The sequence below is a fragment of the Pelagibacterium xiamenense genome, assembly GCF_021166475.1.
Lineage (GTDB): Bacteria > Pseudomonadota > Alphaproteobacteria > Rhizobiales > Devosiaceae > Pelagibacterium > Pelagibacterium xiamenense.
On sequence record NZ_JAJOYS010000001.1, the window covers coordinates 967,345 to 988,933 of the forward strand.

Annotated in this window: 18 protein-coding genes and 1 tRNA gene; 8 read left to right on the plus strand and 11 right to left on the minus strand. The window is 64.3% G+C overall.

Annotated elements, in window-relative coordinates; genetic code table 11:
- Positions 1 to 180: 180 nt before the first annotated feature.
- From LSG43_RS04720 to LSG43_RS04735, 4 genes are all read right to left on the minus strand, one after another.
- Positions 181 to 1,869: an ABC transporter permease gene (locus LSG43_RS04720; protein ID WP_231801675.1), complete on the minus strand. Its 1,689-nt coding sequence runs from the start codon at positions 1,867 to 1,869 to the stop codon at positions 181 to 183.
- 49 nt (positions 1,870 to 1,918) lie between these two features.
- A complete protein-coding gene (locus LSG43_RS04725) occupies positions 1,919 to 2,944 on the minus strand; it encodes an extracellular solute-binding protein (protein ID WP_231801677.1) in 1,026 nt (341 codons plus the stop codon).
- A 149-nt stretch (positions 2,945 to 3,093) separates the two neighbouring features.
- Positions 3,094 to 4,167, minus strand: a complete 1,074-nt coding sequence (locus tag LSG43_RS04730; RefSeq protein WP_231801679.1) for an ABC transporter ATP-binding protein — start codon at positions 4,165 to 4,167, stop codon at positions 3,094 to 3,096.
- Positions 4,168 to 4,198: 31 nt separating this feature from the next.
- A complete protein-coding gene (locus tag LSG43_RS04735) occupies positions 4,199 to 6,574 on the minus strand; it encodes a sensor histidine kinase (protein WP_231801681.1) in 2,376 nt (791 codons plus the stop codon).
- A 266-nt stretch (positions 6,575 to 6,840) separates the two neighbouring features.
- On the opposite strand from LSG43_RS04735, the gene LSG43_RS04740 reads away from it, so the two are divergent.
- A tRNA-His gene (locus LSG43_RS04740) sits at positions 6,841 to 6,917 on the plus strand.
- 13 nt (positions 6,918 to 6,930) lie between these two features.
- On the opposite strand, the gene LSG43_RS04745 is transcribed toward LSG43_RS04740, so the two are convergent.
- Positions 6,931 to 7,542, minus strand: coding sequence for a L,D-transpeptidase (locus LSG43_RS04745; RefSeq protein WP_231801683.1), 612 nt, complete (start codon positions 7,540 to 7,542; stop codon positions 6,931 to 6,933).
- A gap of 168 nt (positions 7,543 to 7,710) precedes the next feature.
- On the opposite strand from LSG43_RS04745, the gene LSG43_RS04750 reads away from it, so the two are divergent.
- Positions 7,711 to 8,319, plus strand: a complete 609-nt coding sequence (locus tag LSG43_RS04750) for a DNA-3-methyladenine glycosylase I (RefSeq protein ID WP_231801685.1) — start codon at positions 7,711 to 7,713, stop codon at positions 8,317 to 8,319.
- Between the two features lie 376 nt (positions 8,320 to 8,695).
- On the opposite strand, the gene LSG43_RS04755 is transcribed toward LSG43_RS04750, so the two are convergent.
- Positions 8,696 to 8,983 (minus strand): hypothetical protein, encoded by a 288-nt coding sequence (locus LSG43_RS04755; RefSeq protein ID WP_231801687.1) that lies wholly within the window; start codon positions 8,981 to 8,983, stop codon positions 8,696 to 8,698.
- Positions 8,984 to 9,500: 517 nt separating this feature from the next.
- On the opposite strand from LSG43_RS04755, the gene hisS reads away from it, so the two are divergent.
- From hisS to hisG, 3 genes are read left to right on the plus strand one after another with little or no spacing between them, the layout of a single operon-like run.
- Positions 9,501 to 11,036 carry a histidine--tRNA ligase gene (gene hisS / locus LSG43_RS04760; protein WP_231801689.1) on the plus strand — a complete coding sequence of 512 codons (1,536 nt, stop codon included), beginning with the start codon at positions 9,501 to 9,503 and terminating at the stop codon, positions 11,034 to 11,036.
- Positions 11,036 to 12,115, plus strand: a complete 1,080-nt coding sequence (locus tag LSG43_RS04765; protein WP_231801691.1) for an ATP phosphoribosyltransferase regulatory subunit — start codon at positions 11,036 to 11,038, stop codon at positions 12,113 to 12,115. Before hisS ends, LSG43_RS04765 begins: the two co-directional genes overlap by 1 nt.
- Positions 12,112 to 12,819 carry an ATP phosphoribosyltransferase gene (gene hisG, locus LSG43_RS04770; protein ID WP_231801693.1) on the plus strand — a complete coding sequence of 236 codons (708 nt, stop codon included), beginning with the start codon at positions 12,112 to 12,114 and terminating at the stop codon, positions 12,817 to 12,819. The genes LSG43_RS04765 and hisG overlap by 4 nt, the downstream gene beginning before the upstream one ends.
- Before the next feature lie 49 nt (positions 12,820 to 12,868).
- Here the strand turns inward: hisG and LSG43_RS04775 are convergent, their stop codons facing one another.
- Positions 12,869 to 13,258 (minus strand): DoxX family protein, encoded by a 390-nt coding sequence (locus LSG43_RS04775; RefSeq protein WP_231801695.1) that lies wholly within the window; start codon positions 13,256 to 13,258, stop codon positions 12,869 to 12,871.
- A 137-nt stretch (positions 13,259 to 13,395) separates the two neighbouring features.
- Between LSG43_RS04775 and LSG43_RS04780 the strand changes: the two genes are divergently transcribed.
- Positions 13,396 to 14,205, plus strand: a complete 810-nt coding sequence (locus LSG43_RS04780) for a TSUP family transporter (RefSeq protein ID WP_231801697.1) — start codon at positions 13,396 to 13,398, stop codon at positions 14,203 to 14,205.
- On the opposite strand, the gene LSG43_RS04785 is transcribed toward LSG43_RS04780, so the two are convergent.
- The 3 genes from LSG43_RS04785 to LSG43_RS04795 form a co-directional block, all read right to left on the minus strand.
- Positions 14,206 to 14,982: a sulfite exporter TauE/SafE family protein gene (locus LSG43_RS04785; protein WP_231801698.1), complete on the minus strand. Its 777-nt coding sequence runs from the start codon at positions 14,980 to 14,982 to the stop codon at positions 14,206 to 14,208.
- A gap of 242 nt (positions 14,983 to 15,224) precedes the next feature.
- Entirely contained in the window at positions 15,225 to 16,868 is a 1,644-nt protein-coding gene (gene groL, locus LSG43_RS04790) for a chaperonin GroEL (RefSeq protein ID WP_231801699.1), read from the minus strand.
- A 54-nt stretch (positions 16,869 to 16,922) separates the two neighbouring features.
- Entirely contained in the window at positions 16,923 to 17,213 is a 291-nt protein-coding gene (locus LSG43_RS04795; RefSeq protein ID WP_231801700.1) for a co-chaperone GroES, read from the minus strand.
- A gap of 218 nt (positions 17,214 to 17,431) precedes the next feature.
- On the opposite strand from LSG43_RS04795, the gene LSG43_RS04800 reads away from it, so the two are divergent.
- On the plus strand, positions 17,432 to 18,565 hold the full coding sequence (locus LSG43_RS04800) for a glycosyltransferase (protein ID WP_231801701.1): 1,134 nt from the start codon (positions 17,432 to 17,434) through the stop codon (positions 18,563 to 18,565).
- A 3-nt stretch (positions 18,566 to 18,568) separates the two neighbouring features.
- Positions 18,569 to 20,104: an ArnT family glycosyltransferase gene (locus tag LSG43_RS04805; protein ID WP_231801702.1), complete on the plus strand. Its 1,536-nt coding sequence runs from the start codon at positions 18,569 to 18,571 to the stop codon at positions 20,102 to 20,104.
- Here LSG43_RS04805 and LSG43_RS04810 read toward each other — a convergent pair.
- Positions 20,101 to 21,525: a sigma-54-dependent transcriptional regulator gene (locus tag LSG43_RS04810; protein WP_231801703.1), complete on the minus strand. Its 1,425-nt coding sequence runs from the start codon at positions 21,523 to 21,525 to the stop codon at positions 20,101 to 20,103. The two genes, LSG43_RS04805 and LSG43_RS04810, sit on opposite strands and share 4 nt — an antisense overlap.
- Positions 21,526 to 21,589 lie beyond the last annotated feature (64 nt).

The following is a 21,589-nucleotide window of genomic DNA, read 5'->3' on the forward strand; positions in this document are numbered from 1 at the left end:
CCGAGGGCACGCCCGACGGGGGTGTTGTGGGCTCGGCAGGCGGAGTGGCAATGCCGGCCAAAAAGCCGGCAGCGAAAAAGCCCGCTGCGCGCTCGACCGCATCCAAGGCCGCGAGCACGCGGTCGACGACGCGCAAGGCGCCGGCCCGAAAATCGCCCGCCAAACCCAAGGCCTGATTGACTAACCTTGGTGCGCGTTCGCGCCGGGCGTTCTGCGTCCGGTGCGCGCCAACAGGATAACCGGCAAGATTCCTATCGCGATGATGATGAGCGCAGCGAGCGCTGCATCCTCATAGGTCCCGCGCGCCGCCTCGCCGTAGAGCAGGGTGGAAAGGCTCTCGAAATTGAGCGGCCGGAGCAGAAGCGTCGCGGGCAGCTCCTTCATGCAATCGACGAAGACGAGTAGGCCCGCGGCCGTCAATGCCGCGCGCGAGAGTGGAAGGTGCACCCTTACGAGCGCGCCCGTCGCCGTCTGGCCGAGCGTGCGGGCCGCATGGTCGTAGGACATCGGGATACGGCTCAAACCCGCCTCGATGCCGCCCGACGCAATGGCAAGGAACCGTGCCGCATAGGCATAAACAAGCGCCGCACCCGAGCCGAGCAGGAGCAAACCGGTCGATATCCCGAACCATTCGCGCATGGCGTGGTCGAGGGTGCGGTCGATGAAGGCGACCGGGATCAGGATGCCGATCGCCAGAACGGTTCCGGGCACCGCGTATCCCAGCGTTGCGATGCGCGCCATCGCGCCGGTCAGCCGGTCGGGGCGAAGGCGGGCCGCGTAGGCAACAGCGAAGCCCATGAACAAGACGACAAGCGTGGCAACGGCCGAAAGACTTACCGTATTGAGCGTGGCGCGGACGAGATAGGGTGAGAGGCCGGCGAATTCGATGCGCTCGATGGCCTCGAAAAGGAGATAAAGCGCCGGACCGAGAAAGCCGATCACGATGGGCAACGCGCCGAGCGCCAGCGCCAGAAGCCCGCGCGCGCCCGTGAGCCGCTGGGGGTCCATGGGGCGCGCCCTCTGCGCGCTGTGGGCGAACCTCTGATCGCGCCGCGCCCAGCGCTCGACGACGATCAGCGTCACGACGAAAACCAGCATCGCCATGGCGATCTGAGCTGCGCCGGGAAGGTCGGTGCGGATGATCCACGTGGTATAGACCGACGCCGTCAGCGTGCGGATGCCCAGAAACTGTGCCGCGCCCACGTCATTGAGCGCTTCCATGAGGGCCAGGCTGACCCCGACCGCGATTGCCGGGCGCGCGAGCGGGAGCGCCACGCGCCAGAAGACGGTAGAGCGCCGGACGCCCAGCGTGCGAGAGACCTCGATGAGGTTCGCCGCCTGGGTGAGGAACATCGCGCGCGTGGTGAGGTAGACATAGGGGTAGAGCACGAAGCCGAAGATCAGGATCGCGCCCCACATCGACCGTATGTCGGGAAGCCGGAAGTCGCGCGGGCTGTCATAGCCCAGAATTGCCCGGATGACGCCTTGAACCGGCCCGAGCGGGCTCAGGACGTCGAGATAGGCATAGGCCATGATATAGGTCGGAACGGCAAGAGGGAGCAAAAGCGCCCATTCGAGCACGCCGCGTCCGCGAAAATCGTAAGCAGAAACGATCCACGCCGCGCCGGTGCCGACGCAGGTGGCGATGATCCCCGTTCCGGCGAGCAGGATAGCGGTATTCTGAACTGCTTGCGGCAGCACATAGGCAATGACATGGGACCAGAGGGTCCCGGTGTCGCTTGCCGCCGTGATCGCAATGGTCAGCACCGGAATCAGCGCGAGGGCCGCCGTGAGCACGGCCAGACCGACCCATACCCCGCTGCCCCCGTGACGCCGTCTGTTCGCCTGTGTCGGAAAAACCGCTGCCATCAAACCTCAGGAAAAAGCGGCGGACCGATGGGTCCGCCGCCTTTTGGTATCAGTTTTCGAAGGTATCGAAATTGACCCTGTCGACCAATTCGCTCGCCAGCGTGCGGTACTGGACGATGTCACCAAGTGGGATCGAGTCGGGTTCCAGTTCGCCGAAGGCGGCAATGATCGGGTGGGCTTCCGCGGTGCCGGTCACCGGATATTCGAAATTGGCTTCGGCATAGAGCTTTTGTGCCTCGTCCGAGACGAGGTACTCAAGCAGTTGGACGGCTTCCTCGCGGTTGGGTGCGTGCGCTGCAACGCCGGCGCCGGAGATGTTCACCTGCGTGCCGCCGTTTTCGAAGGTCGGCAGGATGACCTTGATCTCGTCGCTCCAGGCCTTCTGCTCGTCGCCGCCTGCGCCGCTGGCCATCAGCCCGACATAGTACGAGTTGCCAATGGAAATATCGCAGATGCCTGCCGCGATGTCGCGCGCGCCGTCGCGGTCGCCGCCTGCCGCCACGCGGGCCTGATTGGCCTTGATGCCCTCGAGCCACTGAAGTGCCGCGTCTTCACCGTGATGGGCGATATAGGCCGCGAACAGGGCGGTATTGTAAGGGTGATGCCCCGACCGGATGCACAGACGCCCGCGCCACTCTTCATCGTCGAGCTGCTCGTAGGTGAACGTGTCCAGATCGAGGTCCTTCGCCGCATAGAGCACGCGGGCGCGCCCCGAGAGCGCGAACCAGTTGCCGTCGGCATCGCGGAGCACTTCGGGGATGGCCGCTTCGAGAACCTCGGATTCGACCGGCTGGGTCAGGCCCCGATCGACAAGGTCGCTCAGAACGCCGAAGTCGACGGTCATCAGGATGTCGGCGGGCGAGCTTTCGCCTTCCGCCGCAACCCGCTCTGCCAGACCGTCCTGAAGGAAAACGGTGTTGACCGCGATCCCGGTCTCCTCGGTAAAGGCCTCGAGGATCGGTTGGATCAGTCCGGGTTCGCGGGTGGTATAGATATTCACTTCCTGCGCGAGGGCGGGGCTTGCGGCGGTAAGTGCGAAAAGGCTCGCAACCGCAAAGCGCTTCAGGGTCGTCATGGGAATTCCTCCAAACGGTCAAACGCTGACAGCGCCTAAGCGCGCCGTGATGCGCCTTAATCCATAGTGGAGGCGGAAAGTCAAGTATAATGAAGTAAGTTTAGAGGCGTTCTAAACTATTGTAATTGTTTAGTTACTTCGCCCCGCTCTCAGCCGCGGGGAAGCGCGGCGCGCGCGGCTTCGTCGGCAGAAAAAACCAGGACGTCGTCGGGTTCGATGCTGACTTGCACCGTGTGCCCGACATCCAGCCCCGATCGTGCGCTGGTGCGCATCACCAGCGGTTCGCTCATGCCGTCCACGGACAGACCCACTTCCTCAATCTCCCCGAGCAGGACCCTGCTCGTGACCCGGGCAGCGATGCCGCTGCCGTTGAGCTTGACGGCTTGCGGCCGCACGTAGAGGTATACCGGACCGGAGCTGCCGCAGGGCGCCGGAAACCGCCCCAACGGGCTATCGAGCCAGTCCCCGGAGCGGCGCGCCGGAATGCGGTTGACCCGCGAGAAGAACTCGGCGGCGTAGGCGGTCTGGGGATAGCTGTAGATCGCATCGCCGGTACCGGTTTCGATGACCTTGCCCTTATGCATGAGGACGACCTTGTCGCCCAGCGAGAGGGCTTCCTCGGGATCGTGCGTCACGATGATGGCGGTGGTTCCGAGCGCACGAAGCACCGAGCTCGTTTCCTGCCGGACAGCATCGCGCAGGCGGCGGTCGAGGTTCGAGAACGGTTCGTCCATCAAAAGCACGTGCGGCTGCGGCGCGAGCGCGCGGGCGAGCGCGACGCGCTGCTGCTCGCCGCCCGAAAGCATATGGGGATACCGGTCTGCGAGCCCGTCGATCTTGAGCCTGGAAAGAACCTCGTCGGCACGCTCACCCGCCGCCTTGCGGCCCAGAGGCCGCAGGCCGAAAAGGATGTTCTGGCGTGCGCTCAGGTGCGGGAAGAGCGCATAGTCCTGGAACATGAAGCCCACATTGCGGTCTTCGGGTTCAACGAAAACGTCCGGGCCGGTGACCATGTCCCCGTCGAGCCACACCGAACCGGCGTCGATATCCTCGACCCCGGCGATGACGCGCAAAAGCGTGGACTTGCCGCAGCCGGACTGGCCCACGAGGCAGACGACCTCACCCGCGGCCATATCGAACGAAACGTTGTCGAGCGCCGTCACCGCACCGAAGCGGCGCGTGACGGACCTGATTGAAAGAGCCGGTGTTTGCGCTTGGGTCATGCCTGTCACAAGCGCCTGGCAGGAGCTTTTGTCAAGACGATGCCGGCTGGCGGATAACGAGTGCTGCGGGAATACTGAGGGTCATCAGTGTGCCGGTCTCGCTTGCCGGGGCGAGATCGAGCGAGCACGCATTGACCGCCGCCAGCGAGCGCGTGAGCGTCAGCCCTATACTCGAGCGTATCGGAGCTCGCGCTGCGCCCTCCTTGTCCTGTCCATCACGGAAGACAACGAACTGCTCTGTCAGTGCGTTGGGTGATTTCGCCGCGTCGCGTACATGGATCGAAACCGATCCGTCTCCCTCCCGCTGGGCGGAGAGCACAACCTTGCTGCCTTCGCCGCTCTGGGCGATGGCGCTCGCGAGCATGTTGAGAACGGCTTGCTTGAGCGTGGCTTCATCGGCCCGGACGAAGGGCAGCGCTTCGGAAATGGCGCTGCGCAGAAGTACTCGCGCCGAGCCGGCATGGCCCCTCACGCGCACGAGGCAGTCCGCAAGCAGCGTCGCCAGGTCGATGTCGGCCGGCGAGAGCCGCATTTCGCCATTGGCGAGGCGCACGAAATCGTCAAGTTCGTCCGCCAGGTCGCCGATGGCCTGTCCCGCTGCCTTGATGTCGCGCGCATATTCGATATAGCGCGGATTGGTGATCGGGCCGAAGGCCTGAGAGGCGATGAGCTCGGCAAAGCCTGAAATCGTGTTGAGCGGCCGCCGTACTTCGCGGCTGATGCGCGAAAGGGTGGCCGTCGGCACGCCGGCATGCGCCGGAGAACCGGGCGTTTCCGGCATCTCGAGAATGCCGAAATAGCCCGAGATCACGCCAGCGCGGCCTTGCGCGAATAGCTTGAGCCGGGTGCCGCGCGCGCTGCCCTTGAGCGTCACCGCCGGCCGCCGGGATTCGGCGAACCGCGCCGGCAGGGAGAGGAAGCGCTCGAGTTCGGCCCTGCCTTCGGGGGCAATGAGCGCGGTAAGCGTCATGCCAGGCGCGGGTGCGTCCTCGCCCCCGTCATTGATGCTGACCTCCGACACAACGCCGTTGGCATCGGTGGCAAGGAAAATGTCTCCCGAAAGGCTCGCGGCAAGCTGGGCGAAGCGCTTGACCTCGCCCTCGTCGAGGACGTCGCCGTCGCGCGCCCGGGCCGAAAGCATGACCGCGTTGCGGCCCTGCCAGGAAACGGTCTGCAGCCGGGCGGTGACCGCGATCTTTTCCCCGTCGCGGCGTACAAGCTGCGTTACCGGTCCGGCGGGTTCGGCAGCGTCGACCGTCGGGAAGATTGTGGCGAGCCCGAGCGCGCGCAGCGTCGTCGCGTTTTCGTAGCCGGTGAGATCGACGAGTGCGCGGTTGGCGAACAGGATTTCCTGGTCGCGGAAGATGAGGATGCCCAACGGAAGGCGATTGAGAACGAGGGATTCGTCGCTGAGCGGAACCAGGGAGCCGGTGTCGCGCGGGGCCTCCGGGGCCGGTTCGGCCGGGGCTTCGGGTTCGCTCTCGGTGCCGATCCGGTCGTTGAGAATACGCGCGAGCTCCTCGAAATTGTAGCGCGCCGCGCGGTCGTCGTTCTCCGGCGCGCTCTCGTCCGCCTGCTCGCCCTCGTCAGAGGTATCGGTCTCGTAGTGCGCGGTCGGCAGCGTCAACCCGCGCCCCGTGATTTGCCACAGGCCGGCCCGCCCGCTGGCATCCTGCTCGGCGTCGGCGGTGAAGACCTCGGTTTCGTCGATTACCGCTTCCGCGCCCCAATCGCTCTGTTCGCCATCGGTCGCTTCGGGCGCGCCGGTATGCTGGGGGAGCGGGGCGGATTGGTGCTCGTGGATCGCCTCCGGGGGGAGCGGCAGATCGTCGGCCTCGCTCAGCGGCTCGTAAAGCGCGCCGTCATCGGCCAGCTTGGCAACCAGTGCGCTCAGCCCGCTGCCGGGAGCGTCCACCGCGGTTTCCTCCGGCGTTTCTCGGGGCGCCTCCGGTTCATCCGGCGCGGATACGGCGTCATCCGGAATAGCCTCGGGTTCGTCGCCGGCGACATCTTCGGGCGCCGGTGCCGCGGCGGCACGGATTTCTTCGGCGATCGGATCGACGCCGACGACCAGGAGGGCAGGGCCGCCCGCGTCAGCGAGCGCGAGCGGCGTACAGACACAGGTTGCTGAAAGCGGCTTGCTGCCTGCCACGAACTGCATGCGTGAAAGCGTCGACTGGCCCATGAGCCCCAGCCGCAGGATGCGCGTGATCTGCCCCTTGATCGGCTGCGCGGCTTCGGCGCGCTTGAGCCCGGAGGATTTAAGCTTGGCGCCAAAAAGCGCCGCGGCATCGTTGTGCCACAAGAGCGACTTGCCGCCTTCCGCCCAAAGCCAGGCCGGGCGGGGATCGTCCTGGAGCGCGAGCGCGCGTTGCGCATCGGGCTTTTCTGTCCAATCCTGCTTCATCCGCGAGCCTGTCACTCCATTCGCCGGGGTCGTTTGGTCTGTCCTGAAATGGGACACCCTTTTGCCCGGGTTTCATCAAGTCTTAAATATAGTGCGTGCGGCGCCCGGTCCATCCGCGTTGCGATTATGGGTGGCGACAATCTGCCGGATGGTTAAGATGAAAAACCATAAAACGCCAGAAAACGCCTCTTGTCTTTATGACCATCTCGACCTATGGTCCGCCCCGTTCCGAGCCGTGATGCATGGCACCAGCCGGGGCTTCTCACGCCGCCTTAGCTCAGTAGGTTAGAGCGCTAGATTGTGGATCTAGAGGTCCCCCGTTCGATCCGGGGAGGCGGTACCACCCCCTTTTATGACTAGATGACGACGACCCTGGCCCCCACCGGGACGCGACGGTAGAGGTCGATGACGTCTTCGTTCGTCATCCGGATGCATCCCGAAGAGACCGAGCGGCCGATGGTCCAGGGTTCGTTGGTGCCGTGAATACGGTAAAGCGTCGACCCGATGTAAAGCGCCCGTGCGCCCATCGGATTGTTCGGCCCGCCGGGCATGAAGGTGGGAAGACCCGGCTGGCGCGCGTGCATTTCCGCCGGCGGGGTCCAACTGGGCCACTCGCGCTTGGCGCTGACCCGGTGGGTACCGGACCATTCGAACCCGGTGCGTGCGACCCCGATGCCGTAGCGCATCGCCTTGCCGTTGGCCATGACGAGGTAGAGGAAGCGCTGGCCGGTATCGACGATGAGCGTACCCGGTGCTTCGGAGGTTCTGAAATTGACGACTTGCCGCAAAAGCGCGGGGTGGCTGACATAGGCGGCCTGATATTGCAGCGCATGCGCCGGGCGCCCCTCCGTCAACTCCATGCCTGGCGGCGGCCCGAACATCGCGTCCATGAACGCCCTGTCCGAGGCGGCAAGCGAGGGGGTGGCGAGCGCCAGCATGGTGGCAATACTCAAAACGATACGCAACATGGCCCGGTCCGATACGCTGGTGGCAGGATGGCGGCCGCCGCGGGAGGCGCGGCGCGAAGCCATTGTCGGCAAAGAGGGCAAAAATTGAGTCAAACATGATGGTTAAGCACCGCTTCAACGCTATGGTTGATCAAAAATGAATCACGCGAATGCGCCGCGAGGAGCCGGATGGACGTTGAAATAACCCGCTGCAACTGGGCCGGCAGCGACCCGCTTTACCAGCATTACCACGACACCGAATGGGGCTATCCGGTTGCCGACGACACGCGGCTTTTCGAAAAGCTGTGCCTCGAGGGGTTTCAGTCCGGGCTGTCCTGGCTGACTATCCTGAAAAAGCGGGAAAATTTTCGGGCCGCTTTTGCCGGGTTCGAGCTCGAACGGGTCGCGCGGTTTACTGAAGCGGACGTCGCGCGCCTTCTGGGCGACGCGGGCATCGTGCGCCATCGCGGCAAGATCAATTCGACCGTCAACAACGCCAACCGCGCGCTGGCGTTGAGGGAAGAATTCGGATCGCTGGCGGCCTATTTCTGGCGCTTCGAGCCCCGGCCCGAGGAGCGTCCGAGCGATCTCAGCTGGGAGAGCCTGCGCAAGATCGCAACGACGTCGGCATCCACGGCCATGTCCAAGGATCTCAAAAAGCGCGGCTTTTCCTTTGTGGGGCCGACGACATGCTATGCGTTCATGCAGGCGATGGGGTTGGTGAACGACCATGTCGCAGGCTGCCACTGCCGGGAGAAAGCCGAAGCCGAGCGCGCGGCATTCTTGCGGCCGGTCTGAAGGCATGCCTATTCGTCCGGCGGCCCTTGGGTCCCGGTGTCAAACAGCGTGGACGGTATGCGGCGAGACGATGCCTCATACTGCATATAAAATAGCGAGGCCCGCCTCGCCGCATACATCCGGGATTTTAGGCTTGGCGTCCGCTCGGGCTGGGGCCAATCCCCGCCAGGTTTCCCCGGTGACCACAGGATCGCTGTGGCTGGCCTCGGTGACGTTCGGACCTCCGCTGGGACGACTCCCATCGGACCCGGACCGGTCCCGCCCAAACGTTCGTTGCGCTCGCGCCCATCAAAGCGGGTCCGTAACGCGCATCATAGGCGAGGTTTGAGAGACGGGGATAAGTTTGCGTTTCCGCACTTATCCCCGCCCCGGTGGGTTAGAATTGGCTATCCCTGAAATACAAGGGATGGATCAGGCGGTCATACGCCAGCGGCTGAACGGCGCCGGGCGGCAGACCGAACTGCTCTTCGATCGGAGGCAGCCCGACGTCCGCCCGCAGGTAGTCGGGCAGGTGCCGGGCGATACGCCTCTTCTTGCGCTCTTCGCTCCAGATGAGCGCGACCAAAGCGGCCCTCAGCACGCGCCAGGGGCCATGCTCGGCAATCAGGTTCTCGATCGAAATATGCGGAACGCCAGCGTCCGCGCGAATATGCACGTTTTGCATAACCAATTATCCAGCCGCCAAAAGGCGAACTGGCTCCTTCAGGAGTTGGGAAATGGGCCGGCACCCGCTTTACGGGCGTCGATCCGGGGTGAAATGAGACGGAATCCGGGCGTCAGGACGCACGCGTGCCGGCGTCGGGAACCGCTTTGGTCGGAGGTTGTGCTGGAAAGACCGGAGCCTTGGGCGGCCCGGAAAGAGGGCCTGGCTTAGCCGCGACGCATATTACGATGGAAGCGAAGCGGTTTTACGGACCAGCCGGTGTTTGCGACACAACGGGTTGTGGCGGTAGCAGATGCTGTCATGGATACGCCTCCCGAGGGGTTGGTGTCGAACGCCCCGCTTGTAGGTCACGAATCCGTTAGCGCCAACCCATTCCGGGACAGAATGTCGCACATCAAGCTTGGGTGTGACATATCGGCAACAGGCTGCCGCTTGCCTTGTCTCAAAAGACCTTATCGGCTAGGAACGGCGCGGACTTCGGAACGCCCGGAATGCCGGGCCAAATCAGGCAAGAACAATGGCCAAGAATACTGCGCTCATCACGCCGCGCCTGCCGCGCGGCTTTGTCGACTTTGAACCCGCCGAACTCGCCGCCGTCGAAGAGATGATGGCGAAGATCAAAAAGGTCTACGAGCGCTACGGCTTCGACCCCGTCCAGACCCCGTTCTTCGAATATACCGAAACGCTGGGCAAGTTTCTGCCCGACACCGACCGGCCCAATGCGGGCGTTTTCTCGGTGCAGGACGATGACGAGCAGTGGATGAGCCTGCGCTACGATCTGACCGCGCCGCTCGCGCGCTACTTCGCGCAGAACTATCAGGATTTGCCGAAGCCCTTCCGCTCGTACCGGGCCGGGTGGGTGTTCCGCAACGAAAAGCCAGGGCCGGGGCGGTTCCGGCAGTTCATGCAGTTCGACGCCGACACGGTGGGCGCCGCGGGACCCGAAGCGGACGCGGAAATCTGCATGATGATGGCCGATACGATGGATGCGCTGGGGCTCCAAGGCAAGTACGTGGTGCGGGTGAACAACCGCAAGGTGCTCGATGGGGTGATGGAGGCGATCGGCGTCACCGATGAAGCGCAGAAGCTCACCGTGCTGCGGGCGATCGATAAGCTGGATAAGTTTGGGCCCGATGGCGTGAAACTTCTGCTCGGCGAGGGCCGCAAGGACGAGAGTGGAGATTTCACCGAGGGAGCAAAGCTCTCGGATGCGCAGGCCGATGCCATTATCGAGATGATGGAAGCGCCCCGGCTTGATGCGCTGGTCGACCTGGAAACCGATGCCGGGCCGGACGGCTTTCTCGACGCCGAATTCAAGACACCGGCCCTCTCGCAGTTCAAGATTACAACGGAGTTTGCCCAAGGGTTTGCCGAACTCGGCGCCATGCACAGCCTTTTCGCCGCCGCCGGCTACGGCCCCGACCGCATCAAGATCGACCCTTCCGTCGTCCGCGGCCTCGAATACTACACCGGCCCCGTCTTCGAAATCGAACTCACCTTCCCCGTCACCAACGAAAAGGGCCAGGAAGTGGTCTTCGGCTCGGTCGGCGGCGGGGGGCGGTATGACGGGCTGGTCTCGCGCTTCCGCAGTGAGGAAACGCCCGCGACCGGGTTTTCCATCGGTGTCTCGCGGCTCGCCCACGCGCTGCAATTGACCGGCAATCTGGGCGCTGAACCGGTAACCGGGCCGGTGGTCGTGACGGTCATGGAAAAAGACCGGATAGCGGACTATCAGCAGATGGTCGCCGAATTGCGCGCCGCAGGGATCCGCGCCGAAATGTTCCTTGGCTCCTCCAAGAACATGGGTAAGCAGATGAAATACGCCGACAAGCGCAATGCGCCGGCGGTGGTGATACAGGGTTCGGACGAGCGCGAGCAGGGCGTTGTCCAGGTCAAGGACCTCGCCGAAGGCGCCGAGGCGGCCAAGTCGATCACCGACAATGCCGCCTGGAAAATGGAGCGCCCGGGGCAGTATTCGGTGCCGCGCGGGGAAATGGTGGAGTTCATCAAGCAAATCCCGGCTGTTGCCGCGTGGATGAAGGCGAACGGGTGATGACCGCCGCCGCCCGCCGCGAAGCACTCAAGGGGTTGGTGTCCGGCGAAGGGGTGACCTTTGCCACAACGCCGATCCTCATTCCGCCCGCGCCGTATTTCGACCTCGCGGGGGAAGAGTTCGGCGCGCGGATGATCCTGACGACCGCCGCTGATGGCGCGGAATTCTGCCTGCGGCCCGATTTCACACTGCCCATCGCCATGGGGCATCTCGAGGCCGGCGCCGCGACGCCGGCGGCCTATGGCTATCTCGGGCCCGTGTTCCGCCAGCGCGCGGAGGGGCCGGCCGAGTTCGATCAGGCAGGGCTGGAACTCCTCGCCCAGCCCGACCCCGAGGCGGCGCTTGAGCGGATCATCGGCTTCGCACGCAACGTGCTCGAGCTTTACGCTGTGGCCGAGCCCAGCGTGCGCGTGGGAAGCATCGACCTGTTCGAAACACTGCTCGCCGCCTGCGACATGCCTGACGTCTGGCGCCCGCGCATCCGCGCGCGGTTCGGGCACCCGGAGGCCATGGCGCGGCTTCTCGACCGGCTGGCCGACCCGCATAAGCCGATGGAAGGCCCCAAGGGCATGGCGGCAGCGGACATCGCGGACTGGGTGCGCGAGTTGATGCTCTCGGGCGGACTGAGCCTTTCCGAAAGCCGCTCGCCCGAAGAGATCGCGCGGCGCTACGTCGAAAAGCAGGCGCTCGAAGCCGCTCAGGTGCCCGGCGAGACCATTGCACTTTTGAAGGCCTATCTCGCAATCTCCGGCGAGGCCGGTGCCGCGCTGGGGCGCATCGCGGATCTCGCGGTCAACGCCAATATCTATCTCGGCACGACGCTCGAGGTGACCCATCAGCGGCTCGCGCAACTGAGGAACGGCAACGCGCTCGGGTCACTGACGTTCGACGCCGGTTTCTCGCCGCGGCTCGATTATTATACCGGCATCACCTTCGAGGTGACGGGACGCGACGGAGCCGTACTGGCTTCGGGCGGTCAGTACGACCGGCTGCTCAACCGCCTCGGCGCGGGGAGTGACATCCCGGCCGTCGGCTGCGCGGTCTGGGTGGCGCGGCTCGAAAAGGAGGCCCCGCGATGAGTACGATCATGCTGGCGCTGCCCTCCAAGGGGCGCATCCAGGAGGATGCCGTCAAGGTCTTCGCCGATGCGGGGCTGCCGATCGAGCGGCCGGGCGGAGCGCGGTCCTATCTTGGCGAAATGGTCGGAATGCCGGATGTCGTGGTGCGGTTTCTTTCAGCTTCGGAGATTGCCCGCGAACTGATCCGGGGCACCATCGATATCGGGATCACCGGGGAAGACCTTATCCACGAGACCGCGGAGATGGGGCCGAGCCAGATCGAGATCGTCAAGCGGCTGGGGTTCGGTCGTGCGGACGCGGTCGTGGCGGTCCCCGATGCGTGGATCGACGTCACCGCGATGGACGATCTCTCGGACGTTGCTGCCGATTTCCGGGCGCGGCACGGGCGCTGGCTCAAGGTGGCGACGAAATTCGTCAACCTGACGCGGCGGCACTTCGCACAGGCGGGGATCGCGGAATACCGGATCGTCGAAAGCCTCGGGGCAACCGAGGCGGCACCGGCTTCAGGCGCGGCGGATCTGATCGTCGACATCACCTCGACGGGCTCGACGCTCAAGGCCAACGGACTGCGAGTGCTCGAGGATGGCGTAATCCTCAAGAGCGAGTCGCTGCTTATGGTAGCGCGCAACGCCGAATGGCCGCACGAAAAGCTCGCGACGCTCAACGCGCTGCTCGACCGCATCGGCGCGGCGCGCTTCGGATAAGGAAAAGGGGCCGCTCGGGCCCCTTTTTTGTTTGCGCTATCGCCTGCCCTCAGGCGGTTGCGCGGCGGTCGTCCACCGAAAACGCGCCCGCGCCATAGGCGACGACGTAAAGCGCGCCGCCAGTGATCGCGAGGTTCTTGAGGAAGCTGATCATTTCCATCTGATCGGCGAAATTGGAATGGAAGATGATGCCCGACGCCAGCGTAAACGCGGCGAGCGCGGCAGCGGCCAGGCGGGTCTGATAGCCCACGAGAAGGAGCAGGCCGCCGCCAAGCTCGACGACGATCGTCGGCCAGATCAGGATGCCCGGCAGGCCGTAGGCTTCCATGTAGCCGACAGTGCCTTCCATGCCGGTAAGCTTGTTGAAGCCCGACAGAACGAAGATGATCGCGATGAGGATACGCCCGACGGTGGGCAGGTAGGTCTGAAGTCCGGTCATTGGGATAACTCCGGTTGAAACGAGATGGTGGCAAGATGATGCAGCGGGATCGTTGTGGGAATGCCCTCGTCGCCGCACACATTGTTCATCGATAGCGACCAATTGCGGGCGTTTCGCCTGGCTTCGTGGCGGTGAGAGTGGACAGTGCGCTCGAATTCGTGCAGCAGATGCGCGCAGTAAACAGGGGCCGGATTCGCGTGCTGGATATGTGGGTGCTCGTCGCCTTGGGCGGCGTCGGGGTGATCGCGGGGTTTGTCGATGCGGTCGCCGGGGGCGGGGGACTGGTTGCGCTGCCCGCCTTGCTGTCCGCGGGGCTCAGCCCCGTCGCGGCGCTTGCCACCAACAAGGTGCAAGGCATCGTCGGTACGTTCACCGCGGCGTTCACCTACTGGCGCGGCGGTTATGTGACGCTGAGGACGATGGGGCCGGGGATTGTTGCGACCTTTGCCGGGTCCTATCTCGGCGCCATCACGGTCAAGGCGATCGATACCTCGGCGCTTGATGTCGCCGTTCCCGTCGCGATCATCGCGGTAGCGCTCTATTTCACCTTCTCGCCCTCGATCAGGGACGTCGACCGGGTCGCGCGGCTGAAGTTCGCGGTCTTCGTGCCGCTCTTCGGGTTCGTGATCGGGTTCTACGACGGGATTTTCGGCCCCGGCACGGGGTCGTTCTTCATGCTCGCCTTCGTTGCGCTGTTCGGTCTGGGGGCGGCCCGGGCTTCGGCCCATACCAAGGTTTTGAACGTCACCTCCAACCTCGCCGCGCTTGCGCTCTTCATTCCCGCGGGCGATGTGGTCTGGTCCGCGGGCATCGCGATGGGCCTGGGGCAGGTCGTGGGCGGTTATCTCGGCGCGTTAACGGGCATAAGGTTCGGGGCCAGGGTGATCCGGCCGCTGGTGATCGTCGTCTCGATCATTCTCGCGATCCGGCTGCTGTTGTTTCCGTAGTCAGCCCAGGGCCTCCCAGGTCTGAAAGCCCGCCAGCGCCATGATGAGCAGCCCCACGGCGAACATCATCGGCCGCGTCGGGACGCGGCGCACTACGATGCCCGCAAGGGGGGCGGCCAATACGCCGCCAGCAATCAGACCGCCGACCGACCAGGCATGACTGGCAAGGTCGTTGGCTTCCGACCAGTGCCCGCTCGCCAGCGCGAACAGGAATGCCGCGGAGACCGAGACCGTGAGGAAGAATTCGACCGTGTTGACGGTGCCGATCACATAGCGCGGCTGCCCGCCGCTCCCCACGAGCGTCGAGGAAACGACAGAGCCCCAGCCGCCACCACCCGCGGCATCGACGAACCCGCCGGCCATCCCGAGCGGCGCGATGAGCTTGGCGTTGGGTTCGAGATGCGGCGGCACGCCCTTGAAAGCCCGGTAGAGGATAAACACACCCATGAGGCTCAGATAGAACGTGACGAAGGGGCGCGCCATGTCGCCCTCGACGCCGGTAAGCAGATAGGCGCCCGCGACGCCGCCGACAATCCCGGCAGGCGCCAGCAGCCAGAAGAGCTTCCAGTCGATATTGCGGTTGGCCAGATGGCTCGTCGCCGAGGCGGCTGTAGTGAAAACCTCCGCCGCGTGCACGCTCGCCGACGCCGTGGCCGGCGATACGCCGACCGACAGCAGCACCGTGGCACTCACCACGCCGTAGGCCATCCCCAATGCGCCATCGACGAGCTGGGCCAGAAAGCCCACCACCGCGAACAGCAGGAAATCCCCGCCCATCTCCACGCCTCCATTTGCGAGCGATGGCAGAAGGATAGAATTAAGACGACCGCATGAGTAGACTATGGCGCAGCGCGAATTTTGCGTTTTGGTGCCACCGCGAGAAATATTTCTGCGGCGGGGCAGGCGGCTGCATTTCTTCCTCGCCGCCTGGCAATAGATACCAAAAGGGCGGCCCGAGAGCCGCCCTTTCCGTTTCGAAGTCCTGGAGAGACTTTTTCGAAAGCGATAGGGGTGTGGACTTAGAAGTCCATGCCACCCATGCCGCCCATTCCGCCGGCGCCGCCGGGCATAGCCGGGGCTTCTTCCTTGGGCAGGTCAGCGACCATGGCTTCGGTCGTGATCAAGAGGCCGGCCACCGAAGCGGCGTCCTGGATCGCGGCGCGGACGACCTTGACGGGATCGATGATGCCCATCTTGATCAGGTCGCCGTATTCGCCGGTCTGGGCGTCGAAGCCGTAAGCAGCGTCCGAGTTGTCGAGGATCTTGCCGACAACGATCGAGCCTTCATTGCCCGCATTGTTGGCGATCTGACGGACCGGCTCCTGGAGCGCGCGGCGCACGATGGCGATACCGGCTTCCTGGTCGGCGTTGACACCCTTGGCCTTGATTTCGGTCGAGGCGCGCAGAAGCGCGACGCCGCCACCGGCAACGATGCCTTCTTCAACAGCGGCGCGGGTCGCGTTGAGCGCGTCGTCGACGCGGTCCTTGCGTTCCTTCACCTCGACTTCGGTCGAACCGCCGACGCGGATCACGGCAACGCCGCCAGCAAGCTTGGCCAGGCGTTCCTGGAGCTTTTCGCGGTCGTAGTCCGAGGTGGTTTCCTCGATCTGCGCCTTGATCTGGTTGACGCGGGCCTCGATGTCTTCCTTGGCGCCAGCGCCGTCGACGATCGTGGTCTCTTCCTTGGTGATCTCGACGCGCTTGGCGGTGCCGAGCATGTCGAGGGTCACGTTCTCGAGCTTGATGCCGAGGTCTTCGGAGATGACCTGGCCGCCGGTGAGGACGGCGATGTCTTCGAGCATGGCCTTGCGGCGATCGCCGAAGCCCGGAGCCTTGACGGCAGCAACCTTCAAACCGCCACGCAGACGGTTGACGACGAGGGTGGCAAGCGCTTCGCCTTCGACGTCTTCAGCGATGATCAGAAGCGGACGGTTCGACTGAACGACGCTTTCGAGAACCGGCAGCAGAGCCTGCAGGTTGGAGAGCTTCTTTTCGTGCAGGAGGATGAGCGGATCCTCGAGCTGGGCGACCATCTTCTCGGAGTTGGTCACGAAGTACGGCGAAAGATAGCCGCGGTCGAACTGCATGCCCTCGACGACGTCGAGTTCGGTCTCGGCGGTCTTGGCTTCTTCAACCGTGATCACGCCTTCATTGCCGACCTTCTGCATGGCCTCGGCGATCATCTCGCCGATTTCCTTTTCGCCGTTGGCCGAGATGGTGCCAACCTGAGCGACTTCGCTCGAGTTGGAAATCTTGACCGCGCGGTTGGCCAGGTTTTCCACGACGTCGGTCACAGCGAGGTCGATGCCGCGCTTGAGGTCCATCGGGTTCATGCCGGCGGCAACGGCCTTGACGCCTTCATTGACGATCGACTGGGCCAGAACCGTGGAGGTCGTGGTGCCGTCGCCGGCAACGTCGTTGGTCTTGGAGGCAACGGTGCGCAGCATCTGCGCGCCCATGTTTTCGAACTTGTCTTCAAGTTCGATTTCCTTGGCAACGGTCACGCCGTCCTTGGTGATGCGCGGAGCACCGAAGGACTTTTCAATGACGACGTTGCGGCCCTTCGGGCCCAGGGTCACCTTGACCGCGTTGGCCAGGATGTTGACGCCGCGCAGCATCTTGTCGCGGGCATCGGTCGAGAACTTTACGTCCTTTGCAGCCATTTTGCTTGGCTCCTCAAATAGAATGCAAGTTGCACAAAAAAGACGTGAGAGGGCTTAAGCCTCGATCACGCCCATGATGTCGGATTCCTTCATGATCAGCAGGTCTTCCCCGTTGATCTTGACTTCGGTGCCGCTCCACTTGCCGAACAGCACGCGGTCGCCGGCCTTGACGTCGAGCGGGGCCACCTTGCCGGCGTCGTCACGCGCGCCGGGTCCAACCGAGACGATCACGCCTTCGGAGGGCTTTTCTTTCGCGGTGTCGGGAATGATGATGCCGCCGGCGGTCTTTTCTTCACTTTCGACACGACGGACAACAACCCGGTCGTGCAATGGACGGAAGCTCATGGTCGCTCCTTGGAACGTATGTTGAATGCTCTATTTCCTCCCCTGTTAGCACTCATTGAGCAAGAGTGCTAGCAGGATGGCGGTGAGATAGGGAGCGGGTGGAAAGGAGTCAAGCGCGCCAGCGACAAATTTTTTGCATCCGCCGGGCGCACTTGCTAAGCGAGGCTGCGCGCTTTGGCGCGCTTGCTTTTGCCGCCAACCAGAACCATACCTGACCGATGACTTCAACCCTTGCTCAACCGAGCGTGGCCGGCTGGACCGCGCCGAAACTCTCGGTCGTCGTGCCGACCTTCAACGAGCGCGACAACATCGTGCCGCTGATCGACAAGCTCGAGACGGTTTTCGCCGGCGTGCCGTTCGAAGTCATCGTCGTCGACGACAACAGCCCCGATGGCACCGCCGAACTCGCCAAGACAGTCGCCGGCGAGAGGCCGCATGTGCGCTGCATCCACCGCATCGGCCGGCGCGGGCTTTCCTCGGCGGTGATCGAGGGCATGGCCTCGAGCGCGGCGGAATTCGTCGCCGTGATCGATGCCGACCACCAGCACGACGAGTCGATTTTGCCCCGGATGCTCAGCGAGGCCGAAGGCGGCGCGGATATCGTCGTGGGCACGCGTTATGCAGGCGAGGGGTCGTCCGAGGCCGGCTTTACCAAAGGCCGCCAGACCGGAAGCACGATCGCGACCCGCCTCTCCCAGCTCCTGACCGGCAAGGCGCTGTCCGATCCCATGAGCGGGTTCTTCCTTCTGCGCCGCGAGCTCTTCAACGCCGTGGTGCCGGGGCTTTCGCGCGAGGGGTTCAAGATCCTGCTCGACATCATCGTGTCGGCCAACCGCAAACGCGGCGGGATCACGATAGCCGAAGTGCCCTATAGCTTCCGCCCGCGCCATGCCGGCGAGAGCAAGATGAGCCCGCTCATTGCCGCGCAATTCCTCGGGCTCATCGTTTCGCAGATTTCCCGCGGCGTTCTGCCCACAAGCTTCCTGCTGTTTTCGCTCGTTGGCGCCAGCGGCGTTTTCGTACATTTGGCGACGCTGACGTTCGCGTTCGACATGCTGGGCTTTAACTTCGCCAACAGCCAGCTTGTGGCGACGCTTGTGGCGATGACGACGAATTTTATTCTCAACAACGAACTCACCTACGCCGACAAGCGCCTGCGCGGGCGCCGGTTCTTCACCGGGCTTTTGAGCTTCTATCTCGTGTGCAGCTTCGGCACGCTCGCCAACGTCTCCGTCGCGAGCATCATCTATGAGGCGAACCTGGCCAATTTCTTCGTCGCCGGCATTGCGGGGGCGGTGATGAGCGTGGTGTTCAACTACTCGGTGACGCGCACCTTTACGTGGCGGTCCTAGGCCATGGGCGCCCGGACGGCAAACGCCGGCCCCTTCACGCCGGCCCAGGCCACGCTGATCCTGATTGCCGTGACCTTCGTCCTGCGCGCGATCGGCGCGGCGTCAATCGGCTGGGGAACAGGGGAGGCCTATTATCTCGCCTCCGCTCGCGTGCCGGCACTGAGCTATTTCGATCAGCCGCCGCTCTCGCTCTGGACGATCTGGGCGACGCTGACGCTGACGGGCAGCGAAAACGTGCTCGTCATCCGGCTGCCTTTCATTGCCATGTTCGCGGTGTCGACATGGCTGGTCTATCTCATCGGCAAGCGGCTCCATTCGCCGCTCGGCGGGTTCTATGCCGCGCTGATCGTCAATGCCTGCGTGCTCTTTTCGCTCTCGATCGGCTCATGGACGCAGCCTGACGCGCCCATGCTGCTGTTCTGGCTGGCGACGGTCCTCGTACTCGTCGACATCTTTTTCGGCAAAGGCGGCGCGCGGCCCTACCGGAGCTGGGCGCTGGCGGGCGCGCTGCTCGGGCTGACGTTCCTTTCCAAGTACCACGCGGCATTTCTCGTGGCGGGAACAGGGCTGTTCATCCTCCTCAACCGCGACGCCCGGCGCTGGCTGTTTCATCCCGCGCCCTACCTCGCCGTGCTGATCGCGCTCGTCATTTTCTCCCCGGTCATCATCTGGAACGCGCAGAACGGCTGGGCGTCGTTCGGCTTTCAGGGCGGCCGCGCGCTGGCGGAACAGGATCTCCACTGGGACCGGCTCCTGCGCATGATCTGGGGGCAACTGCTCTATATGGTGCCGTGGCTCGCGCTCCCGGCGCTGGTTGTCGGCGCGCGCGCGGTCTTTGCCGGACCGCAAGGGCGCTATCCAGGCGATACGCCGGCGGGCGCCGCCGCGCTTATGAGCTATATCGGATGGCCGCCGGTCCTTTTTTTCACCATCGTCGCGCTCTGGTCCGACACCCAGTTCCATTTCCACTGGCAGGCGCCGGGCTACCTGATGCTCTTCATCCTCATGGGGGCCTGGGCCGCGAACCGGGAAGGCAGGGGCGTGCGCTTCTGGCTCTACGGATCGGCGCTCCTGACGTTCGTCATACTCGCGCTGCTCATATCCCACGCGGCGACCGGGTGGGGACGGCATGTTGTGCCTGGAGACTGGGAGGATCCGACAGCGCTGCAGTTGCCGTGGACCGAACTGGGCGAGGAACTCGAGGCATACGGCGCCTTTGAGGCGCCCAAGACCTTTGTCGGGGCGATCAACTGGATCGATTGCGGCTATGTCGATACCCAGGTCGGCGGGCGCGTGCCGTTCCTATGCATGGGGACGGATATCCGCAATCTGGGGTTCACCGCCGATCCGGAGGCGCTGATCGGCTGGGATGCATACGTGGTCGCCAGGACCGGTCGCCCCGACGCGCTCGTCGAGCACTATGGCGATGCGTTCGAAGGCATGGAGCATGTCGGCACCGTTTCAGTCGCCCGGGGTGGTGTCGCGGAGATCGACGATATCCAGGTGTTCCGGGCTACCGGTTTCCTGGGCGCGCCTTAGGCCGCACCCGCCAGCTTGCCTTCGCGCTCCCAGTTGAGCTTCTTGCGGTAGATCGTCGAGGGGCTGATTTCGAGCGCCGCGGCAGCGCGCGCGATATTGCCGCCGAAGGCCGCCAGCGCATCCTCGATGATCTTCTGTTCCTGCTGCCACATGGGCAGAACCTCCGGCGTTGCGGTGGAGGCAGGCGCTGCCGCGCCCATGTGCCCACGCGCCTCGATATCGGCGGCATTGGCCATTTCGGGGGTGACGAGACCGCCGTCGAACATCACGACGATCCGGCGCACGAGATTCTGCAACTGCCGCACATTGCCCGGCCATTCGCGGGCAACGAAAAGATCGGCCACCTCGGAATCGAAGCCGGAGAACTGCTTGTTTTCCTCGGCAGCGAAGCGCTTCAAGAAGCAATTGGCCAGCGTCATGATATCGGCGGGCCGCTGCCGGAGCGGTGGCAGATGGATGGGCAGGACATGGAGCCGGTAGAAAAGATCCTCGCGGAACTTCTTGTCGGTTACCAGCTGCATCGGGTTGCGGTTTGTCGCGCAGACGATGCGGACGTCGACGTCCAGCGCTTTGGCGTCGCCCACGCGTGTAATCGTGCCGGTTTGCAGGAATCGCAGGAGCTTGGACTGCAGCGAGAGGTCCATTTCCCCGATCTCGTCGAGGAACAGCGTGCCGCCATGAGCCAGTTCGACCGCGCCCTTGCGGTCCTGGGTCGCGCCGGTATAGGCCCCCTTGACCGCCCCGAACATCTCGCTCTCGAGAAGATCGCGCGGGATGGCGCCCGCATTAAGGGCAATGAACGGGCCATCGGCGCGCGCGCTGCGCTTGTGGAGCGCTTCGGCACTCACATCCTTGCCCGTCCCGCTTTCGCCGGTGATGAAAACCGGGGCTGAAGACGAGGCGATCCGGACGATCTGGTCGTAAACCGCGCGCATCTGTGGAGACGTGCCAACGAAGCCCTCGAAGTCCGCCTCGGTACCTTTGGCTACGTCGCACGCGAGCGCGCGGGCCTTGCCGTGGCGCTGGCCAAGCTCTTCAAGCCGTGCCGCAAGCGCCTGCCCGCCAATGGGTTTGGCAAGAAAATCATGAGCGCCCGCCTGCATTGCTCCCACGGCCGAGGAAACCGATGCGCCGTCGGACAGGGCGATCAAAAGCGCGCCGTCGGCGAGCTGCGCGAGCCGCGAGACGCCGTCCTCGAGCGACGCGCTACCAGCCTTGATCGCGCCGATATCGGCAAGAATCACGTCGAACCGCTCGGCGCGCAGCGCCCGCAGGGCGTGCGCCGTATGCGCGCTGTGCGCAACACGCGTATGCTCGCCCCAGTGACCGCGGATCGCCGCGATGGTCTGGTGCGCAGCACCGCTGTCTGCCTCAATCAGCAACAGCGAAACATCTGCGGCGGACGATATTCCGGAACGCATAGGGTAGGTCTCTCCTTGCCGCATTGGCGCGGCCGTTGCGCTGCCTCCACTATTTGCCCATTAG

What these genes read in the sequence shown, in the direction of transcription:
- LSG43_RS04805 (WP_231801702.1), top strand. Translation starts at nt 18,569, where the DNA reads ATGGGCGCCCGGACGGCAAACGCCGGCCCCTTCACGCCGGCCCAGGCC.
- hisG (WP_231801693.1), top strand. Translation starts at nt 12,112, where the DNA reads ATGAGTACGATCATGCTGGCGCTGCCCTCCAAGGGGCGCATCCAGGAG.
- LSG43_RS04800 (WP_231801701.1), top strand. Translation starts at nt 17,432, where the DNA reads ATGACTTCAACCCTTGCTCAACCGAGCGTGGCCGGCTGGACCGCGCCG.
- LSG43_RS04745 (WP_231801683.1), bottom strand. Translation starts at nt 7,542, where the DNA reads ATGTTGCGTATCGTTTTGAGTATTGCCACCATGCTGGCGCTCGCCACC.
- LSG43_RS04720 (WP_231801675.1), bottom strand. Translation starts at nt 1,869, where the DNA reads ATGGCAGCGGTTTTTCCGACACAGGCGAACAGACGGCGTCACGGGGGC.
- LSG43_RS04755 (WP_231801687.1), bottom strand. Translation starts at nt 8,983, where the DNA reads ATGCAAAACGTGCATATTCGCGCGGACGCTGGCGTTCCGCATATTTCG.
- LSG43_RS04785 (WP_231801698.1), bottom strand. Translation starts at nt 14,982, where the DNA reads ATGGGCGGGGATTTCCTGCTGTTCGCGGTGGTGGGCTTTCTGGCCCAG.
- LSG43_RS04725 (WP_231801677.1), bottom strand. Translation starts at nt 2,944, where the DNA reads ATGACGACCCTGAAGCGCTTTGCGGTTGCGAGCCTTTTCGCACTTACC.
- LSG43_RS04810 (WP_231801703.1), bottom strand. Translation starts at nt 21,525, where the DNA reads ATGCGTTCCGGAATATCGTCCGCCGCAGATGTTTCGCTGTTGCTGATT.
- LSG43_RS04730 (WP_231801679.1), bottom strand. Translation starts at nt 4,167, where the DNA reads ATGACCCAAGCGCAAACACCGGCTCTTTCAATCAGGTCCGTCACGCGC.
- LSG43_RS04765 (WP_231801691.1), top strand. Translation starts at nt 11,036, where the DNA reads ATGACCGCCGCCGCCCGCCGCGAAGCACTCAAGGGGTTGGTGTCCGGC.
- groL (WP_231801699.1), bottom strand. Translation starts at nt 16,868, where the DNA reads ATGGCTGCAAAGGACGTAAAGTTCTCGACCGATGCCCGCGACAAGATG.
- LSG43_RS04795 (WP_231801700.1), bottom strand. Translation starts at nt 17,213, where the DNA reads ATGAGCTTCCGTCCATTGCACGACCGGGTTGTTGTCCGTCGTGTCGAA.
- LSG43_RS04775 (WP_231801695.1), bottom strand. Translation starts at nt 13,258, where the DNA reads ATGACCGGACTTCAGACCTACCTGCCCACCGTCGGGCGTATCCTCATC.
- LSG43_RS04750 (WP_231801685.1), top strand. Translation starts at nt 7,711, where the DNA reads ATGGACGTTGAAATAACCCGCTGCAACTGGGCCGGCAGCGACCCGCTT.
- LSG43_RS04735 (WP_231801681.1), bottom strand. Translation starts at nt 6,574, where the DNA reads ATGAAGCAGGATTGGACAGAAAAGCCCGATGCGCAACGCGCGCTCGCG.
- hisS (WP_231801689.1), top strand. Translation starts at nt 9,501, where the DNA reads ATGGCCAAGAATACTGCGCTCATCACGCCGCGCCTGCCGCGCGGCTTT.